Below are 25,571 nucleotides of genomic sequence, written 5' to 3'. Positions count from 1 at the left end.
GCGTAACAACTTCAGCGAGGGCTCAGCTCGATCAGGCAGCAACGACCCTGGAGGTTCAAGGTCTGCAGGCTATCGGTACCGTCAAGGCGCAAGCAGTCATAACGTCCGAGCACAGGCTCACCCTGCCCGTCCAGCGCCACCTCGACCTGCGAGGCTGCCGCAAACAGCAGCAAGGTCGTCGCCGAACTGAACACCCGCTGGCTGCCATCGAGCCACTGCAGGCGCGCGCGGTAACGCTCGGGGGAATAGATCAGATTGAAATCGCGAATCGAACCGCCGAGCAGGCTGCAACTGACCTGACTCTCGCCCCTGAAGGCAAAGGCATCGAACGGCAACAGCGGGCGCGTCGGCTGACCATCAACCTGCAGGCGCATGCCCTCACCCTCAAGCACGGTGATAATCCGCTGATAACCGGCAAAGCTGGAAAAGCCACCGGACTCGGCGATATCGGCAATCGATAGACGCCAACCGAAACCCTCCAGGCCTGCGCCGCCATCGCGGGTGATTTCTTCGGTGCTGCCGCCGCCGTTCTTCCATGGCATGCGGGGGTAGTCTTTGGCGCGTAAAATCTGCAACTGGCTCATTTGCTGAAGCGTCCTTCCAGACGATGACGGGATCCGGGATGAATCAGACGAGCGGCAGTCACTGGCTGGCGCCCCGACCAGGTACGGCGGCGGATCAGCAGGCACGGCTCGCCTTGTTCGATTTGCAGCAGGCGGCATTCTTCCGGCTCGGCGAGGATCGCTTCGACCACGTGCTCGCCTTCGGTCAGCGGCGCGACCTGGGACAAATAGGCGTAGGGCGTCTGCCGGGTGAAGTCCTGCTTGAGGTAATCGGGTGCCACCGCGGCGTTGACGAAGCGGTCTTCGATTTGCACGGCAACGCCGTTCTCGTAATGCACGATCAGCGAGTGGAACACCCGCTGGCCTTCACGCATGTCCAGGGCCAGGGCGCGCTCGGAACCGGCGGCCTCTTCGGCCAGGACAATCACCTGGCACGTGTGCTGGTGCCCGCGGGCGGCGATCTCGTCGGCAATGTTGTTGACTTCGAACAGCGCCGAGCGGCTCTTGGGTTCGGCAACAAAGGTGCCGACGCCCTGCATGCGCACCAGCAGGCCTTCAGCAGTCAGCTCGCGCAGGGCGCGGTTGATGGTCATGCGACTGAAGCCCAGCTGGTTGACCAGCTCGCTTTCAGACGGCACCCGGTGATGCGGCGGCCAGCTGCCATTCTGGATCTGCTGGGCGATCATTTGTTTGACCCGGGCGTACAGCGGCGCCGGACCCTCGCCCATCTGGGCAACCAGCGCGGAGACAGGAGGTGTCGGCACGGAAAATATCCTTGTTCGATTGAATGAACGGTAGCTTGCCGGAGTTTACCCAGCAGGCAAACGTCTGTATATGTATATACAAATAATCACAATGAGGTGCCGTGCCGATGTCCGTCTTCTTTGCCGAACGTGCTTTGCTGCCTACGGGCTGGGCCGAAAACGTCCGAATCGAGGTCGGCGCCGACGGCCTGCTGACCAGCCTCCAGGCCAACGCCTCGGCCGAAAACGCCGAACGCCTGGCCGGTCCGCTGTTGCCGGGCATGCCCAACCTGCACTCGCACGCCTTCCAGCGCGCCATGGCCGGGCTCGCGGAAGTGGCCGGCAACCCTAACGACAGCTTCTGGACCTGGCGCGAACTGATGTATCGCCTGGTCGGCAAGATCAGCCCTGAACAGCTGCAGGTCATCGCCCGCCAGCTGTACATCGAGATGCTCAAGGCCGGCTACACCTCGGTTGCCGAATTCCACTACGTTCACCACGACACCCAGGGCCAGGCTTACGCCGACCCGGCGGAGCTATCCCTGCGCATCAGCGCGGCGGCGCGCGCCAGCGGCATCGGCCTGACCCTGCTGCCGGTGCTGTACAGCCACTCCGGCTTTGGCGGGCAAGCCCCGAACGAAGGCCAGCGGCGTTTTATCAACAGCACCGAACAGTATCTGAACCTGCAGGCGCGCCTGGCGCCGCTGCTGGCCGAGCAGCCCGCGCAGGCCCTGGGCCTGTGCTTCCATTCCCTGCGTGCGGTGACGCCGGAACAGATTGCCCAGGTCCTGGCCGCCAGCGACAAGGCCTGCCCGGTGCACATCCATATCGCCGAGCAGCAGAAGGAAGTCGACGATTGCCTGGCCTGGAGCGGTCGCCGGCCATTGCAGTGGCTCTATGAGAACACCGAAGTCGATCAGCGCTGGTGCCTGGTCCATGCCACCCATGCCGAACCCGACGAAGTCGAACTGATGGCCCGCAGCCGCGCGGTCGCCGGCCTGTGCCTGACCACCGAAGCGAACCTGGGCGACGGGATCTTCCCGGCGGTGGACTACCTGGCCCGCGGCGGGCGCCTGGGGATCGGCTCGGACAGCCATGTGTCGCTGAGCGTGGTCGAGGAGCTGCGCTGGCTGGAATATGGCCAGCGCCTGCGCGACCAGCGCCGCAATCGCCTGTACCGCGGCGACCAGCCGATGGTCGGGCGCACCTTGTTCGATGCCGCCCTGAGCGGTGGCGCCCAGGCCCTGGGGCAGCCGATTGGCGAACTGGCGGTGGGCAAGCGCGCAGACTGGCTGGTGCTCGATGGCAACGACCCGTACCTGGCGACGGCCAGTGCAGACGGCATTCTCAACCGTTGGCTGTTTGCTGGCGGCGACCGTCAGGTGCGCGATGTGATGGTCAACGGCCAGTGGGTAGTGCGCCAGGGCCGCCATGCCCAGGAAGTAGACAGCGCGCGGGAATTTGCCGGGGTGCTGCGCAGCCTGTTGGGCTGATCCAAAACCGAGGCGAGACTATCGCTGGCAAGCCAGCTCCCACAGGGATTGCACTGCCCTTGTGGGAGCTGGCTTGCCAGCGATTCGGGCATCAAGGCTTAGCCGCAGCCATGTCCTTGTCCGCCACCCGCCAGATCAGCCGCTGGGTGTCGTAGCCCTGCTGGCGCGCCTTGGCCAGCAGGCTTTCGCGCTGCAAGGCCGGGATGGTCGGGGTACGCGAGAGTATCCACAGGTACTTGCGATCCGGATTGCCGACCAGCGCGGTGTGGTATTTGTCGTCGACGTAGAGGATCCAGTAGTCACCCTTGGCAACGCCCGGCAGCAACTTCGAGAACCAGTTGTCGAACACCACCCAAAGCTTGTCGGTCTTGCCCGGCACCTGCACGTTGGCCGTGCCGCTGGCCTCCTGCCATTCGCCTTCAAGGGTGCGGCAGCGGTTGAGCACACCAACGCTGCCGTCCGGCTTGAGGTTGTAATGGGCCTCGGACTGGGCACAGTCACGCTGGAAATACATCGGCAAACGCGCCAGCTCATACCACTTGCCCTGGTAGCGCTTGAGGTCGACGCTGTTGGCGGTCTTCGGCTCAAGCGAGCCTGCACCGGAACTGGCGCAGCCGCCGAGGATCAACCCGGCGCACAGCGCCAACAGCAGGTGCAGCTGCTTCATTTGAGGCCCTGCCCGGAATACATCAGCACCTTGTCACCGGCGTACTGGACGCTGATAAAGGTCTTCTCGTCGCCCCAGGTGCAGCTGGACATGCCCAAGGCACCGGAGCAATCGGTCGGCGCACCGAGCAGTTTCTCGACCTCGGCCTTGGCCATGCCGGACTTGAGCTGTGAGTAGTTTTCCTGGTTGATCTTGTTGCACGCAGTGAGGAACACGCACAAGGACAGCAGGGCGAGGGAACGCAACGACATGAAGGGTCACTCCTGGACATGAGGGTGCAGGCGCAATGGCCTACCGACAGCTTAGAAGGGAAAAAGCCCATCCGGTTCCCGAGCGTCCCGGTTTTGTTGGCGTCAAAGCCCCGCCATTGGTCGACTGGTGAGTTCTGTGATTAATCTTTTGCCCAGAACGGACGACACAGGAAGGCGCTGCGACCGTTTGCCGCGCCCCATCCGTTGACCCCGCCTTGTGCAGACAGACCTCGCAATGACAAAAAACCTGAAGTTCAGCCACAAGATTCTGCTCGCCGCCGCCCTGGTGGTCGCTGTCGCCTTCACCTGTTTCATCCTGTTCAACGATTACCGCCAGCGCCAGACCCTGCGCAGCAATACCGAAGCCTCGATGCAGGAGCTCGGCAGCCTGACCAGCAGCAACATCCAGACCTGGCTGCAAAGCCGCATGCAACTTTTGCAATCACTGTCCCAGCAGGTCGCCATCGATGGCGCCAGCAAGGACAGCCTGACCCGCAGCCTGAGCCTGCCGGTGTACGGCAGCAACTTTCTGCTGACCTACTTCGGCGGCCAGGACGGCTACATGCAGTCGGTACCGCTGGGCAACCGCGCCGCCGACTACGACCCGCGAGTGCGCGGCTGGTACAAGGCTGCCACCGGCGCCGGCCAGACCATCGTCACCGAGCCGTACATTTCTGTTTCAGCGAACAAATTGGTGATTACCCTCGCCACCCCGGTACAGCATCAGGGCCGGCTGATCGGGGTCAACGGCGTCGACACCGACCTGGACAGCATCAGCGCGATCATCAACGCCCTGAACTTCGACGGCCACGGCCAGGCCTTCATCGTCAACGGCGCGGGCAAGATCCTCGTGCACCCGCAAGCCGACCTGGTCCTGAAAAACCTCAGCGACGCTTACCCGCAAGGCGCCCCGCAGGTCGGCAGCGGCCTGAAAGAAGCCGAACTGGACGGGCACAAGCAGTTCATCACCTTCACCAAGGTCAACGGCGTGCCTTCGGCTGACTGGTACGTGGCACTGGTGCTCGACCAGGATTTTGCCTTTGCCACGCTCAGCGAACTGCGCACCTCGGCGGTGGTCGCCACGGTGATCGCGGTGCTGATCATCATCGCCCTGCTTGGCGTGCTGATTCGCGTGCTGATGGAGCCACTGCACGTGATGGGCCGGGCCATGCATGACATCGCCGAAGGCGAAGGCGACCTGACCCGGCGCCTGCGCATCCATGGCCAGGACGAATTCGGCAGCCTCGGCCAGTCGTTCAACCGTTTTGTCGAACGCATCCATGAGTCGATCCGCGAAGTGGCCTCGGCCACCGGCCAGGTCAATGAAGTGGCCCTGCGCGTGGTCAGTGCCTCTAACGCCTCGATCCACAACGCCGACCAGCAGTCGAGCCGCACCAGCAGCGTCGCGGCGGCGATCAACCAGCTCGGTGCCGCCGCCCAGGAAATCGCCCAGAACGCCGCCCTCGCCTCGCAGCATTCCAGCGACGCGCGCAATCTGGCCGAACAAGGCCAGCAGGTGGTCGAGCAGACCATCGAGGTAATGAACCAGCTGTCGGCGAAGATCAGCGACTCGTGTGGCAACATCGAGACGCTCAATGCCAACACGGTGAACATCGGTCAGATTCTTGAAGTGATCAGCGGCATTTCCCAGCAAACCAACCTGTTGGCGCTCAACGCCGCCATTGAAGCGGCCCGCGCCGGTGAAGCCGGACGTGGATTTGCCGTGGTGGCGGACGAGGTCCGCAACCTCGCCCACCGCACCCAGGATTCGGCGCAGCAGGTTCAGCGCATCATTGAAGAGCTGCAGGCCGGCGCCCAGGTGGCGGTCAGCACCATGACCGAAAGTCAGAGCCACAGCCAGCACAGCGTCGGCATCGCCAACCAGGCCGGTGAGCGGCTGGGCAGCGTGACCCAGCGCATCGGCGAGATCGACGGCATGAACCAGTCGGTGGCCACCGCCACCGAAGAGCAGACCGCCGTGGTCGAGTCGATCAATGTCGACATTACCGAGATCAATACGCTGAATCAGGAAGGGGTAGAGAACCTGCAGGCAACCTTGCGCGCCTGCAATGACCTGGAGAATCAGGCCAATCGCTTGAAGCAGCTGGTGGGGAGTTTCAGGATCTGATCTACAGCTAATCGCAGGTCAGGCCAGCTCCCACAGGCAATGCAAATCTCTGTGGGAGCTGGCTTGCCAGCGATAGATTCAGCTCAAAACCTCGAGCCTGGCTCCAGCAGAAAATCCATCTCTTCGTCGGTGCTCGGCCGGCCCAGCAGCAAATTGCGATGTGGGAAGCGGCCAAAGCGGGCGATCACCCGCTGGTGCTGCTCGGCGTAGTCGAGAAAACCTTCGAACAAACGCCGATCGGCATCCGGCTGGGCCTCGAGCAGCCACTGGTAACGCTCGACGCTGATGTTCTGCCAATCCAGTACCTCGGCATGCTCCAGCACCAGCAGGATGAACACCCGCTGGATCGGCAGCAGCTGGTAATCCCAGTTCTTCTGCAAGCCCTGCATCACCACCACCTGCGCTCGCCGGTCGCCATCGAAGGCCCGCGGCGTATCGCGGTGGATCATGCGCGGCAACTGGTCGAGCAGCAACACCAGCCCCAACCAGCCCTGAGGGCATTGCTGCCACTCATCCAGGCCACCGGCCAGGGCGTGCTCCATCAAATCGCCGAACAGCGCCTGCGCCTCAGCATCATGGTGCTTGCCGAACCACAGCGTGCTCTTCTCGTCAGCCACGGCCTGGGGGCTGGTGCCCCAGCCAAACCACCACTCCAGTAACGGCTGCCAAGGTGCGAGCATGATTTACTCCTTGTGATAACCGGTAACGCGCTCGACTTCCTGCTTGGAGCCGAGGAACACTGCCACGCGCTGGTGCAGGCTATCCGGCTGGATGTCGAGGATGCGCTGGTGACCGTCGGTGGAAGCACCGCCGGCCTGTTCGATGATGAAGGACATCGGGTTGGCTTCGTACATCAGGCGCAGCTTGCCCGGCTTGGACGGCTCGCGCGCATCGCGCGGGTACATGAACAGGCCGCCACGGGTGAGGATGCGGTGCACATCGGCAACCATCGAGGCGATCCAGCGCATGTTGTAGTTCTTTTTCAACGGACCGGTCTCACCGGCCAGCAGCTCGCCCACGTAACGGGTCACCGGCGCTTCCCAGTGGCGCTGGTTGGACATGTTGATGGCGAACTCGGCGGTGGTTTCCGGCACCTGGATGTTCTCGTGGGTCAGCACGAAGCTGCCCAGCTCGCGGTCCAGGGTGAAGCCCTTGACGCCGTTGCCCAGGGTCAGGATCAGCATGGTCTGCGGGCCGTAGATCGCGTAACCGGCGGCAACCTGCTTGGTACCCGGCTGCAGGAAGGCCTGCTCGTTGAGGCTTTCGTTCTGGCTCAGGTATTCGTTCGGGCAGCGCAGTACCGAGAAGATGGTACCGACCGAAACGTTGACGTCGATGTTCGACGAACCGTCCAGCGGGTCGAATACCAGCAGGTAGGCACCTTTCGGGTACTTGCCCGGGATCTGGTAGGCGTTGTCCATCTCTTCGGAGGCCATGCCGGCCAGGTGACCGCCCCACTCGTTGGCTTCGAGCAGGATGTCGTTGGAGATCACGTCCAGTTTCTTCTGGACTTCGCCCTGCACGTTTTCAGTGCCCATGCTGCCCAGAACACCACCCAGCGCGCCTTTGGAGACGTTGTGGCTGATTTCCTTGCACGCACGCGCCACCACTTCGATCAGGAAGCGCAGATCGGCAGGGGTACTGTTGCTGCGGGTCTGCTCAATCAAATAGCGACTCAGGGTAACGCGGGACATGTAAGGCTCCGAAGGAAGGGGGGTAATAAAAACCCACGCAGTTTACAGGGAGAGTGAAGCGCTAGCGAGCAATCAGACACGCCTGGCCGATCAGACGGCACATCGGCCCGAGAGTTCACCACCCCCGGGCCGACCTTTGCAGCTTAGCCAAGCGCTCTCCAGATGTCAGTGGCATACTCGCGGATGGTCCGGTCCGAGGAGAACCAGCCCATGCGCGCGGTGTTGAGCACCGCCATGCGCCACCACTGCCTGGGCTCGCGCCAGAGCGCTTCGACGCGCAATTGCGCGTCCCAGTAAGCGTCGAAATCGGCGCACACCAGGAAGCGGTCATAGGCCACCAGCGAGTCGACCAGACCGACATAGCGACCCGGGTCATCAGGTGAAAACACCCCGCCGCGAATGGCCTGAAGCACGTCGTTGAGCCGATGAGAGGCGCCGATCGCCGCACTGGCGCCAAAGTCGCCGCTGCGCTTGCGCGCCTCCACCTGCTGGGAGGTCAGGCCGAAGATGAACATGTTCTCAACGCCGACCTGCTCGCACATCTCGACATTGGCCCCGTCCAGGGTGCCGATGGTCAGCGCACCGTTAAGGCCGAACTTCATGTTGCTGGTGCCGGACGCCTCATACCCGGCGGTGGAAATCTGCTCGGAGAGATCGGCCGCCGGGATGATGCTCTCGGCCAGGCTGACGTTGTAGTTGGGCAAAAACACCACCTTGAGCAGGCCGCGCACGGTCGGGTCGTTGTTGACCACCTTGGCGATGTCGTTGGCCAGCTTGATGATCAGCTTGGCCTGGTGATAGCTGGCCGCCGCCTTGCCGGCGAATATCTTCACCCGTGGCGCCCAGCCGGTGCCAGGCTCGGCGCGGATGGCCTGGTACAGGGCCACCGTGTGCAGCAGGTTGAGCAACTGGCGCTTGTACTCATGGATCCGTTTGACCTGCACATCGAACATCGCCTCGGGATTGAGGGTGATGCCAAGGCGCTCCTGGATCAAGCTGGCCAAGGCCTTCTTGCTGTGCAGGCGCTGGGCGGCGAATTGCTTGCAGAACGACGCTTTGTCGGCGAAGGGATCAAGGTCGCGCAGACGCCCTTGCGGGTCATCGAGCACGTCGGCGCCCAGCGCCTCGACCAGCATGCCGGTCAGCTGCGGGTTGGTCTGGAACAGCCAGCGACGGAAGGTAATGCCGTTGGTCTTGTTGTTGATTCGCTCCGGGTAGAGCTTGTGCAGCTCGGCGAATACCGTGCTGCGCATCAGCTTGCTGTGCAGCGCCGACACGCCGTTGACGCTGTGCGAGCCAAGGAACGCCAGGTTGCCCATGCGCACCCGGCGACCGTTGTCTTCCTCGATCAGCGACACCGCGCGCAGCACGTCGAAATCGTGGATGCCCTTGGCGCGCAAGGCGTCGATATGAAAGGCGTTGATCAGGTAGATGATCTGCATGTGCCGCGGCAGCATGCGCTCCATCAGGCCCACCGGCCAGGTTTCCAGGGCTTCGGGCAGCAATGTGTGGTTGGTGTAGGCCAGGGTCTCGACGGTCAGCTGCCAGGCCGTGTCCCAAGGCACTTCGTGCTGGTCGACCAATAGGCGCATCAGCTCGGCGACGGCGATCGAAGGATGGGTGTCGTTGAGCTGGATCGCCGCCTGCTGCGGCAGGTTGAGCAGGCTGTCGTGCATGTTCAGGTGACGGCGCAGCAGGTCCTGCAGCGAGGCCGAGACGAAGAAATACTCCTGGCGCAGGCGCAGTTCCTGGCCGGCCTCGGTACTGTCGGCCGGGTACAGCACCCGCGAGATACTTTCAGCCCGCGCCACTTCGGCGACGGCGCCCAGGTGGTCACCGGCATTGAAACGCTCCAGGTGCAGCTCTTCCAGCGCCCGCGCCCGCCACAAGCGCAGGGTGTTGACGCTGGCGCCGCGCCAGCCGACCACCGGCGTGTCGTAGGCCACCGCCCGCACGGTCTCGGCCGGCCACCATACCTGGCGCTGCTGGCCACCGGCGTCGTGCACGGTTTCGACGCTACCACCGAAGCTGATCGGGTAGATCACCTCGGCACGCTCGAATTCCCAGGGGTTGCCGAAGTCCAGCCAGTTCTCGGTCTGCTCCTGCTGCCAGCCATCGACCACCGCCTGGCGGAACAGGCCGTGCTCGTAACGAATGCCGTAACCGTGGGCGGCGATGCCGAGGGTCGACATGCTCTCCATGAAACAGGCCGCCAGGCGCCCCAGGCCACCGTTGCCCAGGGCCGCATCGGGTTCCAGCAGGCGGATGCGCTCAAGGTCGACGTTCAGCCCGTCCAGCGCCTCACGGGCGACATCCAGCAGGCCCAGGTTGCTCAAACTGTCGTACAGCAGGCGGCCGATGAGAAATTCCAGCGACAGGTAATACACCCGCTTCTGGCTTTTGCGGTAGATCTGCCGGGTGTGGTCCATCCAGTGATCGACCATGTGATCCCGGGCAGCCAGGGCAATGGCTTCGAACCAGTCGTGATCGAAGGCGTGCTCCGGGTCCTTGCCGACCGCGTAGGTCAATTTATCCAGCACAGCGGTGCGAAAAGCGGCCACCTCTGCGTCACGAGCGAGCGGTTCCTGAGACATGCGATGTCCTCGGGCAAGTTGACGAATGCGGATGGAGATTTCTCAGCCTAGACCGTTCGACACAGAGCGGAAGCGCAGGTTCGGGAGTTTCTGCGTAAAAACAGCGGCGATGGCGGGCGCAACCGGCAAATGGCTGTTCACATTTTGACCAACTCCGGTATGATCGCGCGCCCACCCGAACATCTAAAACCAGAACCTGATGAAACCGACCCTGATTGCCGCCGCCGAAGTCGACCGCCTGGAAACCTGGCAGAAGTACCAAAGCCATATGTGCGGAGGCTGCAACTCGACCTGCTGCACCTTGCCGACGGAAGTGAAAATCAAAGACTTGATCCGCATGGGCGTAGTGGATGAGTTCGAGGTGGGCGAGCCGCCGAAGAACATTGCCAAGCGTTTGCAGAAAGACGGGATCATCCAGCGCTTCAACCAGAAGTCGGGAATTTTCACCCTGGCGCAGATGAGCAACGACGACTGCCTGTACCTGGATCGTAAGAGCCGCCTGTGCACCATTTATGACACACGCCCGGACACCTGTCGCAACCATCCACGGATCGGCCCGCGGCCGGGTTATTGCGCGTACATTCCCAAGCCAGCGGCGCGCCGCTAAAAGCATCGCGGGTCAAGCCCGCTCCTACAGGATTGTGCATTGCCCTGTAGGAGCGGGCTTGACCCGCGATTGATTTTTCTCCAGGCAAACAAAAACGCCCCCGGCCTTGCGGCCGGGGGCGTTTTTTTATTTCAGCCGAGCTTAGTTAGCCTTGGCTTTCTTGGCAGCGCGGGTACGCTCGCCTTCGTCGAGGATCTTCTTGCGCAGACGGATCGACTTAGGCGTGACTTCGCACAGCTCGTCGTCCTGGATGAACTCCAGAGCCTGTTCCAGGGTGAAGCGAACAGGTGGAACCAGGGCGATGGTTTCGTCTTTACCCGAAGCACGCATGTTGTCGAGCTTCTTGCCCTTGGTAGGGTTGACGCCCAGGTCGTTGTCACGGCTGTTCAGACCAACGATCTGACCGTTGTAGATCTCCTGGCCGTGCTCGACGAACAGCTTGCCGCGCGCCTGCAGGGTTTCCAGGGAGTAGGTCAGGGCCTTGCCGGTCTCGACCGAAACCAGTACACCGTTCTGACGGCCGGACATGTGGCCGGACTTCATCGGAGCGTAACGGTCGAAGATCGAGGTCAGGATGCCTGCACCGTTGGTCAGGGTCAGGAACTGGTTACGGAAACCGATCAGACCACGGGCTGGAATGTTGTATTCCAGGCGTACACGGCCCTTGCCATCCGGAACCATGTTGGTCAGGTCGCCTTTACGCAGACCCATTTCTTCCATGACCTTGCCCTGGGAATCTTCAGGGATGTCGATGGTGACGTTCTCGAACGGCTCGTGCTTGGCACCGTCGACTTCACGGATGATCACTTCCGGACGACCAACACCCATTTCGAAGCCTTCGCGACGCATGGTTTCGATCAGAACCGACAGGTGCAGCTCACCACGGCCGGATACCTTGAACTTGTCAGCCGAGTCGCCTTCTTCAACGCGCAGTGCAACGTTGTACAGCAGCTCTTTGTCCAGACGTTCCTTGATGTTGCGGGAAGTCACGAACTTGCCTTCTTTACCGCAGAACGGCGAGTCGTTGACCTGGAAGGTCATCGAAACGGTTGGCTCGTCAACGGTCAGCGGCTTCATCGCTTCAACTGCGTCCGGGGAGCACAGGGTGTCGGAGATGAACAGCTCGTCGAAACCGCTGATGCAGACGATGTCGCCAGCCTGGGCTTCTTCGACGTCAACGCGGTGCAGACCGTGGTGACCCATCAGCTTGAGGATACGGCCGTTGCGCTTCTTGCCGTCGGTGTCGATGGCGACAACCGGGGTGTTCGGCTTGACGCGGCCACGGGCGATACGGCCAACGCCGATAACACCGAGGAAGCTGTTGTAGTCCAGTGCCGAGATCTGCATCTGGAACGGGCCGTCACGGTCAACAGCCGGCGCCGGTACGTTGTCGACGATCGACTGGTACAGCGGGGTCATGTCTTCGGCCATTTCGGTGTGGTCCAGACCGGCAATACCGTTCAGGGCCGAGGCGTAGACAACTTTGAAGTCCAGCTGTTCTTCGGTGGCACCGAGGTTGTCGAACAGGTCGAAGATCTGGTCCAGAACCCAGTCAGGACGCGCGCCTGGACGGTCGACCTTGTTGATCACCACGATTGGACGCAGGCCGGCTTCGAAAGCCTTCTTGGTCACGAAACGGGTTTGCGGCATAGGGCCGTCCTGGGCGTCGACCAGCAGCAGCACCGAGTCAACCATCGACATTACACGCTCAACCTCGCCACCGAAGTCGGCGTGGCCGGGGGTGTCGACGATGTTGATGTGGTAGCCGTTCCAGTTGATGGCGGTGTTTTTCGCCAGAATGGTAATACCGCGCTCTTTTTCCTGGTCGTTGGAGTCCATGACGCGCTCGTCGTTGAGCTCGTTACGCTCCAGGGTGCCGGACTGACGCAGGAGTTTGTCGACCAGGGTGGTTTTACCATGGTCAACGTGGGCGATGATGGCGATGTTACGCAGATTTTCGATCACGTGTGTATCTCGATCAGAGGATTCGGGTTGCCGCCCAGTCTAGGCGGCGAATATGAATGAATGGCGCTCAAACGGCCCGGTGGTCGGGAGGGCGATGGCGGATGCTCCCGCCATATAGCCCCGGCGTCTTATGTCGGACGATAAACGCGCACATTGGCATGTCCCTCACTGAGCAGATGATGGGCATGCAGGCGACTCATTACTCCCTTGTCGCAATACAGCAGGTACTGGCGCGTGGCATCCAGCTCCTTGAAGCGACTGTTCAGGGCGTAGAACGGCAAGGCCTTGACCTCGATGCCGTCCAGTTCCAGGGGCTGGTCTTCCTGGGCATCAGGGTGACGAATGTCGATCACCACCTGCCCGGCCAGCGCCTGGCTGACTTCTTCGATCTGGATATCTTCGCTGAGTTCATCGATCACGTGGTCGATGGAGATCAGCCGGGCGCGTTCCAGGGCGCGCTCAAGCACCGCCATGTCGAACTGCTTCTCTTCATGGTCGAGGCGATGACGCTTGGCGCAGGTGGTCGGGTTCACCGAGATCACGCCGCAGTATTCAGGCATGTGCTTGGCGAACTCGGCGGTGCCGATCTGCTGGGCCTGGTCGATGATGTCCTGCTTGTGGCTGGCGAGCAAGGGGCGCAACACCAGTTTCTCGGTGGCCGAATCGATCACCGCGAGGTTCGGCAAGGTCTGGCTCGACACCTGGGAGATGGCTTCACCGGTCACCAGGGCGTCGATTTCCAGACGGTCGGCGATGTTGGTCGCCGCGCGCAGCATCATGCGCTTGAGGGTCACGCCCATGTAGCTGTTGTCGACCTTGCCGAGGATCTCGCCGACCACTTCTTCGAACGGCACGCTGACGAACAGCACGCGCTGGCTGCTGCCGTACTTCTTCCACAGGTAGTGGGCGACTTCCATCACCCCCAACTCGTGGGCACGGCCGCCGAGGTTGAAGAAGCAGAAGTGGGTCATCAGGCCACGGCGCATCATCTGGTAGGCGGCGACGGTGGAGTCGAAGCCACCGGACATCAGCACCAGGGTCTGCTCCAGCGCGCCCAACGGATAACCGCCGATGCCTTTGTGCTGGTTGTGAATGACGTACAGGCGCTTGTCGCGCACCTCGATGCGCACCTCGACTTCCGGCGTACGCAGGTCGATACCGGCGGCGCCGCACTGCTGGCGCAGCTGGCTGCCGACATAACGGTCGACGTCCATCGAGCTGAAATCGTGGTGGCCGCCGCGCTTGCAGCGTACGGCAAAGCGCTTGCCGGCCAGCAGGTGACCGAAGTGCTGCTTGCACTTGGCGACGATGTCGTCGAAATCACCCAGCGGGTATTCGTCGACCTGCAGGAAGTGGGCGATGCCCGGCATGCAGGTCAGACGCTCGGTCATTTCGCGCAGGACTTTCTCGTCCTCGATGTGAGTGATCACTTCGAGGTTATCCCAGACACCGTTAACCGCGAGCGCAGGATCGAGGTCCTTGAGCACGGTGCGGATGTTGCGGGCCAGTTGACGGATGAAGCGCTTGCGAACCGGCCGGCTCTTGATGGTGATCTCTGGGAAGACTTTTACGATTAGTTTCATGAAAAACAGCGCGCGAGGTGCCGACTAAAAAAGTGGGGCGCGGATTATAGCGGAAATTGCTCAAGCTTTGAGCAACTTTTGTACAGAAGGTTTTCTGTGCGCCAAAATGGTGCGCCATGCTCGATTAGCGCATCTTTAAAGTGCAGAAAAAAGCCGTGCATTTGCGAAATCGGTCGAAAACGCTTGGGTTTGGGGCAAAAATCCCAACTCGGGGCACTGGCATGCAATTTGCTCCCTTGTGAGGCAGGTTGCCTTGGCCGACTATTCGCGCCCGGCATCACCCAAATTAAAGGGCTGCACAGGCAAGCTCTACCCCACCCGGAGGACACTATGTCGAAGTCGGTTCAACTCATCAAAGATCATGACGTTAAATGGATTGATCTGCGCTTCACTGACACCAAAGGCACTCAGCACCACGTGACCATGCCAGCTCGTGATGCGCTGGATGAAGATTTCTTCGAAGCCGGCAAGATGTTCGACGGTTCCTCCATCGCTGGCTGGAAAGGCATCGAAGCTTCCGACATGATCCTGATGCCGGACGACGCCTCCGCCGTGCTCGACCCGTTCACCGAAGAGCCGACCCTGATCCTGGTCTGCGACATCATCGAACCGTCGACCATGCAAGGCTATGACCGCGACCCACGCGCCATCGCCCGCCGCGCCGAAGAGTACCTGAAGACTACCGGTATCGGTGACACCGTGTTCGTCGGCCCAGAGCCTGAGTTCTTCATCTTCGACGAAGTGAAGTTCAAGTCCGACATTTCCGGCTCGATGTTCAAGATCTACTCCGAGCAAGGCTCGTGGATGTCCGACCAGGACGTCGAAGGCGGCAACAAGGGCCACCGTCCAGGCGTCAAAGGCGGCTACTTCCCAGTACCTCCGTTCGACCACGACCACGAAATCCGTACTGCCATGTGCAACGCCATGGAAGAAATGGGCCTGGTCATCGAAGTACACCACCACGAAGTGGCAACTGCCGGCCAGAACGAAATCGGCGTGCAGTTCAACACCCTGGTGAAGAAGGCTGACGAAGTTCAGACCCTCAAGTACTGCGTACACAACGTTGCCGACGCCTACGGCCGCACCGCGACCTTCATGCCGAAGCCGCTGTACGGCGACAACGGCTCGGGCATGCACGTGCACATGTCCATCTCCAAAGATGGCAAGAACACCTTCTCCGGCGAAGGCTATGCCGGCCTGTCCGACACCGCCCTGTACTTCATCGGCGGTATCATCAAGCACGGTAAGGCCCTGAACGGCTTCACCAACCCGGCCACCAACTCCTACAAGCGTCTGGTGCCAGGTTTCGAAGCACCGGTCATGCTGGCCTACTCGGCCCGCAACCGTTCGGCCTCGATCCGTATCCCGTACGTTTCCAGCCCGAAAGCCCGCCGTATCGAAGCGCGCTTCCCGGATCCGGCTGCCAACCCGTACCTGTGCTTCGCGGCACTGATGATGGCCGGTCTGGACGGTATCCAGAACAAGATCCACCCAGGCGATGCCGCCGACAAGAACCTGTACGACCTGCCGCCTGAAGAGGCGAAAGAGATCCCGCAGGTCTGCGGCAGCCTGAAAGAAGCCCTGGAAGAGCTGGACAAGGGCCGTGCGTTCCTGACCAAGGGCGGCGTGTTCTCCGACGACTTCATCGATGCCTACATCGCGCTGAAAAGCGAAGAAGAAATCAAGGTCCGCACCTTCGTACACCCACTGGAATACGAGCTGTACTACAGCTGCTAATCCAGTGACGCTCGCGCAAGCGGCGTAGCTTGAAAAAAGGCCTCCTTCGGGAGGCCTTTTTCATACACATTCTTCAGACGCTCCCGATAGGTCAACCCCCTGACCTCGACCATGCTGGCTCAGCAAACCACGCCCGAGCCCATCATGATCCGCACCCTTATCACTCTCCCCCTGTTCGCCTTGCTGACAGGCTGCAGCACCCCGCCAGCACAGGTCGAATCACAGGTGCTGCTGCGCACCAGCAACGCCTGGGATGGCAGCCAGTACCCAAACTACCCCGACGGCCCGCCGGAACTGACCCTGGTGAAGATCCGCATCCCGCCTGAAACAACGCTCGACTGGCACAGCCATCCAATGCCCAACGCCGGCTACCTGCTCGCAGGTGAACTGCTGGTAGAAACCCGCGACAGCGGCAAGCAAGTGCGCATCAAGGCCGCAGACGCCTTGGCCGAGATAGTCGATGGCGTGCATCGTGGGCGCACAGGCACACAAGCGGCCGAGTTGATCGTTTTTTATGCAGGCAGCTCCGGCGTGCCGCTCTCCCGCCCCGCGATATCATCCAAACCGCTGACGTCGCTGCTCGACAGCATCGACCAACGACTGCACATCGCCCAAGCCGTTGCCCTGAACAAATGGGACTCGGGCCAGCCTGTAGAAGCGCCCGAGCGTGAGCAGCAGGTCATCGCCAATGCCCGGAGCCAGGCCCTGCGCTTTGGTGTGGACGAGCACCGGGCAGCCGTGTTCTTCGCCGACCAGATCGAAGCCAACAAGCTGCTCCAGTACCGCGCACTGTCGCGCTGGCATGCCGCAGGCAGCGCACCACAAACGCCACGAGTCGATCTGCGCAGCCAATTGCGCCCGCAACTGGATCGCCTGCAACGCACACTGCTGAGCCAACTGGCAGAGTTTGATCGCAACGGCCCGGCGCAATGCCAGGCAACCCTCGCCCAGGCCATCGGTCAACTGGGCAAAGATCCGCAGCAGTCCCTGGCCCTGATCCGCGCCACCACGCATTTATGCTCGTCGCAGTAAACCTTCCACTATGCTCTATATTGGTGCATGCAATTGCCTGCACCTGAGCAACTCAGCCCATTTTGGTTCATGAAAAGTGCTAACTCAGGACTTTTTAGCCATTTTTCGCGCAAATACAGGTCTTAATCCGGAAATTCCGCTTCTTTTCGGAGCCTTGGTTTGCTTTTTGCATTTTCTTTGTACCAGCGGATTACCAGCGACCGCGACTTGGGCCCAGGCCGAGGTTGTATGAGCCAAAAGAGGTCAACGACGCCCCATGACCATCAGCGATGCACTGCACCGACTGCTACTGGACAACCTGACCACCGCCACCATCCTGCTCGACGCCGACCTGCGTCTTGAGTACATGAACCCGGCGGCGGAAATGCTCCTGGCCATCAGTGGCCAGCGCAGCCATGGGCAATTCATCAGCGAACTGTTCACCGAATCGCCCGAAGCGCTGAATTCTCTGCGCCAGGCGGTGGAACACGCACACCCCTTCACCAAGCGTGAAGCCCAACTGACCTCGCTGACCGGCCAGACCCAGACCGTCGACTACGCGGTGACGCCGATCCTCAGCAAGGGCGCGACCCTGCTGCTGCTTGAAGTGCACCCGCGCGACCGCTTGCTGCGCATCACCAAGGAAGAGGCCCAGCTGTCCAAGCAGGAAACCACCAAGATGCTGGTGCGCGGCCTGGCTCACGAAATCAAGAACCCCCTCGGCGGTATCCGCGGCGCCGCCCAGCTGCTGGCCCGCGAACTGCCCGAAGATGGCCTGAAGGATTACACCAATGTGATCATTGAAGAGGCCGATCGCCTGCGCAACCTGGTCGACCGCATGCTCGGCTCGAACAAGCTGCCATCGCTGGCCCTGACCAACATCCATGAGGTGCTGGAGCGGGTCTGCAGCCTGGTCGAAGCCGAAAGCCAGGGCGGTATCACCCTGGTGCGCGACTACGACCCGAGCCTGCCGGACGTGCTGATCGACCGCGAGCAGATGATCCAGGCGGTGCTCAACATCGTGCGCAACGCCATGCAGGCCATCAGCGGCCAGAACGAGCTGCGCCTGGGCCGCATCAGCCTGCGCAGCCGGGCCATGCGCCAGTTCACCATCGGCCACACCCGTCATCGCCTGGTGGCCAGGATCGAGATCATCGACAACGGCCCCGGCATTCCTGCCGAACTGCAGGAAACCATCTTCTACCCCATGGTCAGCGGTCGCCCGGACGGTACCGGGCTGGGCCTGGCCATTACCCAGAACATCATCAGCCAGCACCAGGGCCTGATCGAGTGTGACAGCCACCCTGGCCACACCACCTTCTCGATCTTCCTGCCGCTGGAACAAGGAGCCACCGCCTCATGAGCCGAAGTGAAACTGTCTGGATCGTCGACGATGATCGTTCCATCCGCTGGGTGCTGGAAAAAGCCCTGCAACAGGAAGGCATGACCACCCAGAGCTTCGACAGCGCCGACGGGGTCATGAGCCGCCTGGCCCGGCAGCAGCCGGACGTAATCATTTCCGACATCCGCATGCCCGGCGCCAGCGGCCTGGACTTGCTCGCACAGATTCGCGAGCAGCACCCGCGCCTGCCGGTGATCATCATGACCGCCCATTCCGACCTGGACAGCGCGGTGGCGTCCTATCAGGGCGGTGCCTTTGAGTACCTGCCCAAGCCGTTCGACGTCGACGAGGCGGTATCGCTGGTCAAGCGCGCCAACCAGCACGCCCAGGAGCAACAGGGCCTGGACGTGGCACCGAGCCTGACCCGCACCCCGGAGATCATCGGCGAAGCGCCGGCGATGCAGGAGGTGTTCCGCGCCATTGGCCGCCTGAGCCATTCCAATATCACCGTGCTGATCAATGGCGAGTCCGGCACCGGTAAAGAGCTGGTCGCCCACGCCTTGCACCGCCACAGCCCGCGGGCGGCATCGCCGTTCATCGCCTTGAACATGGCGGCGATTCCCAAGGACCTGATGGAGTCGGAGCTGTTCGGCCACGAGAAAGGCGCCTTCACCGGCGCCGCCAACCTGCGCCGCGGCCGCTTCGAGCAGGCCGATGGCGGCACCCTGTTCCTCGACGAGATCGGCGACATGCCGGCCGACACCCAGACCCGCCTGCTGCGGGTGCTGGCCGATGGCGAGTTCTACCGGGTGGGTGGGCATGTGCCGGTCAAGGTCGATGTGCGAATCATTGCCGCCACCCACCAGAACCTGGAAACCCTGGTGCTAGCCGGCAAGTTTCGTGAAGACCTGTTTCACCGTCTGAACGTGATCCGCATCCACATCCCGCGCCTGGCCGATCGTCGCGAGGATATCCCGACCCTGGCCAGGCACTTCCTCGGCCGCGCCGCCCAGGAGCTGGCGGTGGAGCCCAAGTTACTCAAGGCCGAGACCGAGGAGTTCATCCGCAACCTGCCGTGGCCGGGCAACGTGCGTCAGCTGGAGAACACCTGCCGCTGGATCACGGTGATGGCCTCGGGGCGTGAAGTGCATATCGGCGACCTGCCGCCGGAGCTGCTCAACCTGCCGCAAGACACAGCGCCGGTAACCAACTGGGAACAAGCCTTGCGCCAGTGGGCCGACCAGGCCCTGGCCCGTGGCCAGTCAAGCCTGCTCGACAGCGCCGTGCCGAGCTTCGAGCGGATCATGATCGAGACTGCGCTCAAGCACACCGCTGGCCGCCGCCGCGATGCCGCGGTGCTGCTGGGCTGGGGCCGCAACACCCTGACGCGCAAGATCAAGGAGTTGGGGATGAAGGTCGATGGCGGCGATGAGGACGGTGACGACGAGGCCTGACCTGTGGGAGCTGGCTTGCCAGCGATCGAGCGCGAAGCGGTCGCATCCGGTCTGTAGAGAATGCACAGACTGCATTGACCTCATCGCTGGCAAGCCAGCTCCCACAAGATTGCAATTTGCCCCATTGATGCACCGACGCCGCTATCGGTGCACCGCCTGAAGGCACAAATCCCCGGCAAAACCCTGCCTACCCCCTCAAAACCCACCATTTTGCGCACTGCAACAAAACTGGCACACACCCTGCACTAGTATCAGTACTTCCAGTTTTGGGGACCTTGGTACAGGCAGGCCGGGGAATCCCCTCTTTTATTCGCGCAGCTTCACCTGCACCCGCCAGCGTCCGCCCTCCTCTGCACCGGCCCATTCGCCGTGCAGGGGGCGGGCCGCGACCAGGGTCACGAGCAAGCCAGCATCACTGCTCTGCACCCGCCAGCTCACAGGCTTACCCTGCAACTGCAACTGACCACGCGCAGCCTTGCCCTCGGCCTCGAACAGCAGGGCCAGGGTGCCTTCGACCTCTTCGCCGTGCAGCTTGGGCTCCTCGTTGAACCACAGGTTCAAGCCCGCCTCGACCACCTCGACCTGCTCCAGCACGCGTGGCTCGGGCGCGGTCAGGCGACCGATCATCAGCCCCACCAGCATGCCGAACAGCGCCAGGGAAAACAGCACGCGCGGCCAGAGCTGCGAACGCGGGTCCGGTTCAGGAGTAGAATGCTCGCCATCTTTATGTTCGGAGCCGTGCATGTTTCACGTCATCCTCTTTCAACCAGAGATTCCGCCGAATACCGGCAACATCATCAGACTGTGCGCCAACAGCGGCTGCCACCTGCACCTGATCGAGCCGATCGGCTTCGAGCTGGACGACAAGCGCTTGCGCCGGGCCGGTCTGGACTACCATGAGTATGCCACGCTCAAGCGCCATGCAGACCTGCCCAGCTGCCTGGAAAGCCTAGGCCAGCCGCGGCTGTTCGCGTTCACCACGAAAGCATCGCACCCTTACCACGAAACCGCTTTCCAGCCGGGTGACGCCTTCCTGTTCGGCCCGGAAAGCCGTGGCCTTCCCGCCGAGGTACTGGACAGCCTGCCCGCCGAGCAGCGCCTGCGCCTGCCGATGCGTCCGGGCTGCCGCAGCCTGAACCTGTCCAACACGGTGGCGGTGACGGTGTACGAGGCGTGGCGCCAGCAAGGTTTTGCCTGAGAGATCCTTTCGCGGGTCAAGCCCGTTCCTACAGTGTTCGCGATAACCCCCAAGAAAAAAGCGCCCCGAGGGGCGCTTTTTGCTTCATCGCAACAGGCTTATTGCAGCGAAGGGGCTTCGCCAGCTTCCTGCATGCGTTGCATTTCCTGAGCGTACAGTGCGTCGAAGTTGACCGGCGAGAGCATCAGTGCCGGGAACGAACCACGGGTCACCAGGCTGTCCAGCGCTTCACGGGCGTACGGGAACAGGATGTTCGGGCAGAAGGCGCCCAGGGTGTGGCTCATCGACGCCGGGTCGAGGTTCTTGATCAGGAAGATACCGGCTTGTTGCACTTCAGCGATGAAGGCCACTTCTTCGCCGTTCTTCACGGTCACCGACAAGGTCAGCACAACCTCGTGGAAGTCGCCTTCCAGGCCTTTTTGCTTGGTGTTCAGGTCCAGGGCGACGCTCGGCTCCCACTGCTGACGGAAGATCGCCGGGCTTTTTGGCGCTTCGAACGACAGGTCGCGCACGTAGATGCGCTGCAGGGAGAACTGCGGAGTGTTGTCGTCGGCTGCGGCTGCGGCGTCGTTGTTCTGTTGATCAGTCATGACAGATCCTTCTTTCCAGAGTCTTTAATGGGTTTCTGATTCAGGCCTTGAGCAGCGCGTCGAGCTTGCCGGCGCGCTCCAGGGCATACAGGTCGTCGCAACCGCCGACGTGGGTGGCGCCGATCCAGATCTGCGGCACCGAGGTACGCCCGGCCTTCTGGCTCATTTCGGCGCGCACCTGAGGCTTGCCATCGACCTTGATCTCTTCGAAGGCCACGCCTTTGCTGGCGAGCAGGTGCTTGGCCCGCGAGCAGTAAGGGCAGTAATCGCTGGAGTAGACGATGACGTTGCTCATGTCACTTCACCAGCGGCAGGTTATCGGCCTTCCAGCTCGACACGCCGCCCGACAGCTTGGCAGCAGTGAAGCCGGCCTTGAGCAGCTCGCGCGCGGTGGTGCCGGCGTGCTGGCCCATGGCGTCGACGATGATCAGGGTCTTGTTGGCCTTGTGCTTTTCCAGCTCGCCGATGCGCGCGGCGACCTTGTCCTGGGGAATGTTCACGGCACCAACGATGTGGCCGGCGGCGTAGTCCTTGCTCGAACGGATGTCGATCACCAGGCCTTTGTCGGCGTTGACCAGTGCAGTCAGCTCGCCAGTGCTCAGGCTGCGGCCGCCCTTGCGTGCTTCGGTGACGATCAGCAGAACCAGCAGAACGACGAAGATACCGACCAGCAGATAGTGATTTGTTGCGAATTCAATCAGGTGAGCAACCATCGGAGGGTGTTTCCAGGCCATTAAAAATGTTGGCCAGTATACACAGCCCCCAAGGTCGGCCAAAGCCCGCCGGGCAGGGTTATCGCCAGTAATTCTCATTGCCGCGCTACAGCCCGTCGGCCAGCGCCAGCGGGGCTGCAAGGTTAATTCGTCATTCGTGGCAAATTTGCCCTAAAATGCGTGTCTTTATCATCTGAACAACCGTGAGTGTGGGATTGATGACGAGCACGCCAAAACCCTTGGTCCTGATCATCCTGGATGGTTTCGGTCACAGCGAAAGCCACGAATACAACGCCATCTACTCGGCCAACACGCCGGTCTACGATCGCCTGCGCGCTACCCTGCCGCATGGCTTGATCTCCGGTTCCGGCATGGATGTCGGCCTGCCGGACGGGCAAATGGGTAACTCCGAGGTCGGCCACATGAACCTCGGCGCCGGCCGCGTGGTGTACCAGGACTTCACCCGGGTGACCAAGGCAATCAAGGACGGCGAGTTCTTCGACAACCCGGTGTTGTGCGGTGCAGTCGACAAGGCTGTCGGCGCCGGCAAGGCCGTGCATATCCTTGGCCTGCTTTCCGATGGCGGCGTGCACAGCCACCAGGACCACCTGGTGGCCATGGCCGAGCTTGCCGCCCAGCGCGGTGCCGAAAAAATCTACCTGCACGCCTTCCTCGACGGCCGCGACACGCCGCCCAAAAGCGCGCAATCGTCGATCGAGCTGCTCGACGCCACCTTCGCCAAACTCGGCAAGGGCCGCATCGCCAGCCTGATCGGCCGCTACTACGCCATGGACCGCGACAACCGCTGGGACCGCGTATCGGCCGCCTATAACCTGATCGTCGACAGCAACGCCGAATTCAGCGCCGACAGCGCCCTGGCCGGCCTCGAAGCGGCCTACGCCCGCGACGAGAGCGACGAATTCGTCAAGGCCACGCGCATTGGCGAAGCGGTCAAGGTCGAAGACGGCGACGCGGTGATCTTCATGAACTTTCGCGCCGACCGCGCCCGCGAGCTGTCGCGAGTGTTCGTCGAGCCTGAATTCAACGAATTCCCACGCGCGCGCCTGCCCAAGCTTGCCGCCTACATCGGCCTGACCCAGTACTCGGCAAAAATCCCGGCCCCGGCCGCATTCGCCCCGGGCAGCCTGGACAACGTGCTCGGCGAATACCTGGCGAAAAACGGCAAGACCCAGCTGCGCATCGCCGAAACCGAGAAATACGCCCACGTCACCTTCTTCTTCTCCGGTGGCCGTGAAGAGCCCTTCGAAGGCGAAGAACGCATCCTCATCCCGTCGCCGAAGGTCGCCACCTATGACCTGCAGCCGGAAATGAGCGCGCCGGAGGTCACCGACCGCATCATCGAAGCCATCGAGCAGCAGCGTTACGACGTGATCGTGGTCAACTACGCCAACGGCGACATGGTCGGCCACAGCGGCGTGTTCGAGGCTGCGGTCAAGGCCGTCGAAGCCCTGGACCTGTGCGTCGGGCGCATCGTCGAGGCGCTGGACAAGGTCGGCGGCGAAGCGCTGATCACCGCCGACCACGGCAACGTCGAGCAGATGGAAGACGAATGCACCGGCCAGGCGCACACCGCGCACACCACCGAGCCGGTACCGTTCATCTATGTTGGCAAGCGCAAAGTGCAGGTCCGCGAAGGCGGCGTGCTGGCCGACGTGGCGCCCACCATGCTCAAGCTGCTGGGCCTGGAAAAACCGGCAGAAATGACCGGCTCGTCGATTCTGATCGACGGCTAAAGCCGCTAAAGACAAGCTACAAGCCGCAAGAAAGAGCCCATTCACCCGTTTTTCTTGCCGCTTGTAGCTTGCCGCTTGCCGCTAAAGCCGTTTTTTTTGCAAGCCATGGCGGGCATACTAGGCCAGTCTCTATGCCTGGTGCCGCCCACCCCATGTTTCGCGCCCTGATCGTACTCGCCCTGTCTTGCCTGCTCAGCCCGGCCTTCGCCGATGAGCGCGCGCAAACCCAGCAACAACTGGACGCCACGCGCCAGGACATTGCCGAGCTGAAAAAGATGCTTGGCAAGTTGCAGGAGGAAAAATCCGGCGTGCAGAAAGACCTGCGCTCGACCGAAACCGACATCGGCAAGCTGGAAAAGCAGGTGGAGGCCCTGCAACTCGAACTAAAAAAGACCGAAGGCGAACTGGAGCGCCTTGATACCGAGAAAAAAAAACTCCAGAGCGCCCGCATTGAACAGCAACGACTGATCGCCATCCAGGCCCGTTCGGCCTACCAGAATGGCCGCGAGGAATACCTGAAACTGCTGCTCAACCAGCAGAACCCGGAAAAATTCGCCCGCACCCTGACCTATTACGATTACCTGAGCCAGGCGCGCCTGAGCCAGTTGCGCAATTTCAACGAGACCCTGCGCCAGTTGGCCAACGTCGAAAAGGACATCAGCCTCCAGCAGGCCCAGTTGCTGGCCCAACAAGGCACCCTCGACAGCCAGCGCCAGGAGCTGGAGAAAGTCCGCGCCGAGCGTAAAGAGGTGCTGGCCAAGCTCAACAATGACGTCAAGGCCCGCGACCAGAAGTTGCAGGCCCGCGAGCAGGACCAGGCCGACCTGACCAAGGTGCTCAAAACTATCGAGGAAACCCTCGCCCGTCAGGCCCGCGAAGCCGAAGAAGCGCGGCAGAAGGCCCTGCTCGCCGCCCAGGAGGCGGAAAAGCAACGCCAGCGTGAAGCCCTGGCCGCCAACAGCAGCGAGGCGCCGAAGAAGCCCAAGGCGATCCCTGGCCCACTGGTTTCCAGCAGCGGCGAAACCTTCGGTGGTGCTTTTTCTGCCGCACAGGGAAAACTTCCATGGCCGGTCAATGGTCGATTGCTGGCCCGCTTTGGCGAAACCCGTGGTGATGACTCGCGGGCCAAGTGGGACGGCGTGATGATCAGTGCCTCCCCTGGCAGCCAGGTGCGCGCCGTGCATGGCGGCCGGGTGGTATTTGCCGACTGGTTGCGCGGCGCTGGACTTCTGGTCATTCTCGACCATGGTAATGGTTACCTGAGCCTGTACGGCCATAACCAGAGCCTGCTCAAGAGCGCCGGCGACGTGGTCAAGGCCGGTGAGGCCATCTCCACCGTCGGCAACAGTGGCGGCCAAGACAGCTCAGGGCTGTATTTTGCCATCCGCCAGCAGGGCCGCCCCAGCGACCCCGCACAATGGTGCCGTGCCCAGGGATAGGCAACACCCCCCTTTTTGACGGCGTAGCGCAACTTCGGGCTGCGC

The 25,571-nt window shown here is 62.0% G+C and carries 23 protein-coding genes and 1 pseudogene; 11 read left to right on the top strand and 13 right to left on the bottom strand.

Annotated elements, in window-relative coordinates; translation table 11 throughout:
- Nucleotides 1-11: 11 nt before the first annotated feature.
- Complete coding sequence (locus BV82_RS02440) at nucleotides 12-584, bottom strand: HutD/Ves family protein (RefSeq protein ID WP_036995437.1); 573 nt, start codon at nucleotides 582-584, stop codon at nucleotides 12-14.
- Nucleotides 581-1,291 (bottom strand): histidine utilization repressor, encoded by a 711-nt coding sequence (hutC, locus tag BV82_RS02435; protein ID WP_174242316.1) that lies wholly within the window; start codon nucleotides 1,289-1,291, stop codon nucleotides 581-583. The genes BV82_RS02440 and hutC overlap by 4 nt, the downstream gene beginning before the upstream one ends.
- A gap of 143 nt (nucleotides 1,292-1,434) precedes the next feature.
- Here hutC and BV82_RS02430 point away from each other — a divergent pair, with 143 nt between their 5' ends.
- Nucleotides 1,435-2,799, top strand: a complete 1,365-nt coding sequence (locus tag BV82_RS02430; RefSeq protein WP_036995435.1) for a formimidoylglutamate deiminase — start codon at nucleotides 1,435-1,437, stop codon at nucleotides 2,797-2,799.
- A gap of 91 nt (nucleotides 2,800-2,890) precedes the next feature.
- On the opposite strand, the gene BV82_RS02425 is transcribed toward BV82_RS02430, so the two are convergent.
- Both BV82_RS02425 and BV82_RS02420 read right to left on the bottom strand, forming a co-directional pair.
- Nucleotides 2,891-3,466, bottom strand: a complete 576-nt coding sequence (locus tag BV82_RS02425; protein WP_010222310.1) for a lipocalin family protein — start codon at nucleotides 3,464-3,466, stop codon at nucleotides 2,891-2,893.
- Entirely contained in the window at nucleotides 3,463-3,717 is a 255-nt protein-coding gene (locus BV82_RS02420; protein WP_010222308.1) for an outer membrane protein assembly factor BamE, read from the bottom strand. Before BV82_RS02420 ends, BV82_RS02425 begins: the two co-directional genes overlap by 4 nt.
- Nucleotides 3,718-3,952: 235 nt before the next feature.
- On the opposite strand from BV82_RS02420, the pseudogene BV82_RS26580 reads away from it, so the two are divergent.
- Together BV82_RS26580 and BV82_RS26575 are read left to right on the top strand one after the other, a co-directional pair.
- Nucleotides 3,953-4,990 (top strand): annotated as a pseudogene (locus BV82_RS26580) (HAMP domain-containing protein); the annotation flags it as partial.
- A 24-nt stretch (nucleotides 4,991-5,014) separates the two neighbouring features.
- Nucleotides 5,015-5,845, top strand: a complete 831-nt coding sequence (locus tag BV82_RS26575; RefSeq protein ID WP_374045262.1) for a methyl-accepting chemotaxis protein — start codon at nucleotides 5,015-5,017, stop codon at nucleotides 5,843-5,845.
- Between the two features lie 83 nt (nucleotides 5,846-5,928).
- Here BV82_RS26575 and BV82_RS02410 read toward each other — a convergent pair whose 3' ends face one another.
- The 3 genes from BV82_RS02410 to BV82_RS02400 form a co-directional block, all read right to left on the bottom strand.
- Nucleotides 5,929-6,525, bottom strand: a complete 597-nt coding sequence (locus BV82_RS02410) for a DUF924 family protein (protein ID WP_010222304.1) — start codon at nucleotides 6,523-6,525, stop codon at nucleotides 5,929-5,931.
- Nucleotides 6,526-6,528: 3 nt separating this feature from the next.
- A complete protein-coding gene (locus tag BV82_RS02405; RefSeq protein ID WP_010222303.1) occupies nucleotides 6,529-7,539 on the bottom strand; it encodes a class 1 fructose-bisphosphatase in 1,011 nt (336 codons plus the stop codon).
- A gap of 143 nt (nucleotides 7,540-7,682) precedes the next feature.
- The gene (locus tag BV82_RS02400) at nucleotides 7,683-10,133 is read right to left on the bottom strand and encodes a glycogen/starch/alpha-glucan phosphorylase (RefSeq protein WP_010222302.1); all 2,451 of its coding nucleotides are present in this window, start codon (nucleotides 10,131-10,133) and stop codon (nucleotides 7,683-7,685) included.
- 199 nt (nucleotides 10,134-10,332) lie between these two features.
- Here BV82_RS02400 and BV82_RS02395 point away from each other — a divergent pair, with 199 nt between their 5' ends.
- Nucleotides 10,333-10,740, top strand: a complete 408-nt coding sequence (locus BV82_RS02395) for a YkgJ family cysteine cluster protein (RefSeq protein WP_036995432.1) — start codon at nucleotides 10,333-10,335, stop codon at nucleotides 10,738-10,740.
- A gap of 141 nt (nucleotides 10,741-10,881) precedes the next feature.
- Here BV82_RS02395 and typA read toward each other — a convergent pair whose 3' ends face one another.
- Together typA and thiI are read right to left on the bottom strand one after the other, a co-directional pair.
- The gene (typA, locus tag BV82_RS02390) at nucleotides 10,882-12,705 is read right to left on the bottom strand and encodes a translational GTPase TypA (protein ID WP_010222300.1); all 1,824 of its coding nucleotides are present in this window, start codon (nucleotides 12,703-12,705) and stop codon (nucleotides 10,882-10,884) included.
- A 128-nt stretch (nucleotides 12,706-12,833) separates the two neighbouring features.
- Entirely contained in the window at nucleotides 12,834-14,288 is a 1,455-nt protein-coding gene (gene thiI, locus BV82_RS02385; RefSeq protein WP_010222299.1) for a tRNA uracil 4-sulfurtransferase ThiI, read from the bottom strand.
- A 330-nt stretch (nucleotides 14,289-14,618) separates the two neighbouring features.
- Between thiI and glnA the strand changes: the two genes are divergently transcribed.
- From glnA to ntrC, 4 genes are all read left to right on the top strand, one after another.
- Nucleotides 14,619-16,025, top strand: coding sequence for a glutamate--ammonia ligase (glnA, locus tag BV82_RS02380; RefSeq protein WP_010222298.1), 1,407 nt, complete (start codon nucleotides 14,619-14,621; stop codon nucleotides 16,023-16,025).
- A gap of 144 nt (nucleotides 16,026-16,169) precedes the next feature.
- Nucleotides 16,170-17,057 (top strand): chorismate mutase, encoded by an 888-nt coding sequence (locus BV82_RS02375; RefSeq protein WP_081839656.1) that lies wholly within the window; start codon nucleotides 16,170-16,172, stop codon nucleotides 17,055-17,057.
- A gap of 256 nt (nucleotides 17,058-17,313) precedes the next feature.
- On the top strand, nucleotides 17,314-18,399 hold the full coding sequence (gene glnL, locus BV82_RS02370) for a nitrogen regulation protein NR(II) (protein WP_010222296.1): 1,086 nt from the start codon (nucleotides 17,314-17,316) through the stop codon (nucleotides 18,397-18,399).
- Entirely contained in the window at nucleotides 18,396-19,832 is a 1,437-nt protein-coding gene (gene ntrC, locus BV82_RS02365) for a nitrogen regulation protein NR(I) (protein WP_010222294.1), read from the top strand. The genes glnL and ntrC overlap by 4 nt, the downstream gene beginning before the upstream one ends.
- Before the next feature lie 306 nt (nucleotides 19,833-20,138).
- On the opposite strand, the gene BV82_RS02360 is transcribed toward ntrC, so the two are convergent.
- Nucleotides 20,139-20,576 (bottom strand): hypothetical protein, encoded by a 438-nt coding sequence (locus tag BV82_RS02360; protein WP_010222292.1) that lies wholly within the window; start codon nucleotides 20,574-20,576, stop codon nucleotides 20,139-20,141.
- Between BV82_RS02360 and BV82_RS02355 the strand changes: the two genes are divergently transcribed.
- A complete protein-coding gene (locus BV82_RS02355; protein WP_010222290.1) occupies nucleotides 20,575-21,030 on the top strand; it encodes a tRNA (cytidine(34)-2'-O)-methyltransferase in 456 nt (151 codons plus the stop codon). The genes BV82_RS02360 and BV82_RS02355 overlap by 2 nt on opposite strands.
- A gap of 98 nt (nucleotides 21,031-21,128) precedes the next feature.
- On the opposite strand, the gene secB is transcribed toward BV82_RS02355, so the two are convergent.
- Genes secB through BV82_RS02340 form a run of 3 tightly spaced genes read right to left on the bottom strand, consistent with a single transcriptional unit; the run spans nucleotide 21,129 to nucleotide 22,333 of the window.
- Nucleotides 21,129-21,620, bottom strand: coding sequence for a protein-export chaperone SecB (secB, locus tag BV82_RS02350; protein ID WP_010222288.1), 492 nt, complete (start codon nucleotides 21,618-21,620; stop codon nucleotides 21,129-21,131).
- A gap of 40 nt (nucleotides 21,621-21,660) precedes the next feature.
- Nucleotides 21,661-21,915, bottom strand: coding sequence for a glutaredoxin 3 (grxC, locus tag BV82_RS02345; RefSeq protein WP_010222287.1), 255 nt, complete (start codon nucleotides 21,913-21,915; stop codon nucleotides 21,661-21,663).
- Between the two features lies 1 nt (nucleotide 21,916).
- The gene (locus BV82_RS02340; protein WP_010222286.1) at nucleotides 21,917-22,333 is read right to left on the bottom strand and encodes a rhodanese-like domain-containing protein; all 417 of its coding nucleotides are present in this window, start codon (nucleotides 22,331-22,333) and stop codon (nucleotides 21,917-21,919) included.
- A gap of 218 nt (nucleotides 22,334-22,551) precedes the next feature.
- Here BV82_RS02340 and gpmI point away from each other — a divergent pair, with 218 nt between their 5' ends.
- A complete protein-coding gene (gpmI, locus tag BV82_RS02335) occupies nucleotides 22,552-24,087 on the top strand; it encodes a 2,3-bisphosphoglycerate-independent phosphoglycerate mutase (protein WP_036995429.1) in 1,536 nt (511 codons plus the stop codon).
- Between the two features lie 152 nt (nucleotides 24,088-24,239).
- A complete protein-coding gene (locus BV82_RS02330) occupies nucleotides 24,240-25,526 on the top strand; it encodes a murein hydrolase activator EnvC family protein (protein WP_010222283.1) in 1,287 nt (428 codons plus the stop codon).
- Nucleotides 25,527-25,571: the final 45 nt, after the last annotated feature.

The organism is Pseudomonas donghuensis (assembly GCF_000696345.2).
GTDB lineage: Bacteria > Pseudomonadota > Gammaproteobacteria > Pseudomonadales > Pseudomonadaceae > Aquipseudomonas > Aquipseudomonas donghuensis.
This window is presented reverse-complemented; position numbering and strand designations above follow the sequence as displayed.